The organism is Lactobacillus kimbladii (genome assembly GCF_014323605.1).
GTDB classification, from domain to species: domain Bacteria; phylum Bacillota; class Bacilli; order Lactobacillales; family Lactobacillaceae; genus Lactobacillus; species Lactobacillus kimbladii_B.
Window position 1 is genome coordinate 1 of sequence record NZ_SCMB01000027.1, and the last position, 414, is coordinate 414.

A 414-nucleotide genomic window follows, 5' to 3' on the forward strand; every position below is an offset into this window, starting at 1 on the left:
GCTGTACGGGCTGATTGGTACCTGCCGTTTGAACGGTATCGATCCGGAAACGTATCTGCGCCATATACTGAGCATATTGCCGGAATGGCCTGTCACAGGGAGCGTGGGCATCGACAACAGCGGGCAGAAGAATACCGGTACAGGGCAGTTAAATGGTGTCCTTTCTTTTAATAATCCGCTGGGGCTGGCTGACAACTGGTTTGTCAGCGGGGGACGGAGCAGTGACTTTTCGGTGTCACATGATGCGAGGAATTTTGCCGCCGGTGTCAGTCTGCCGTATGGCTATACCCTGGTGGATTACACGTACTCATGGAGTGACTACCTCAGCACCATTGATAACCGGGGCTGGCGGTGGCGTTCCACGGGAGACCTGCAGACTCACCGGCTGGGACTGTCGCATGTCCTGTTCCGTAA

General features: G+C 55.3%; 1 protein-coding gene and 1 pseudogene. Both read left to right on the forward strand.

Annotated features, from left to right (window positions below; translation table 11 throughout):
* Positions 1-91: pseudogene (locus tag ERK18_RS09570) on the forward strand (transposase domain-containing protein); the annotation flags it as partial.
* A 12-nt stretch (positions 92-103) separates the two neighbouring features.
* A partial coding sequence (locus tag ERK18_RS09350) for a ShlB/FhaC/HecB family hemolysin secretion/activation protein (RefSeq protein WP_315984357.1) occupies positions 104-414 on the forward strand: 311 nt, incomplete at its 3' end.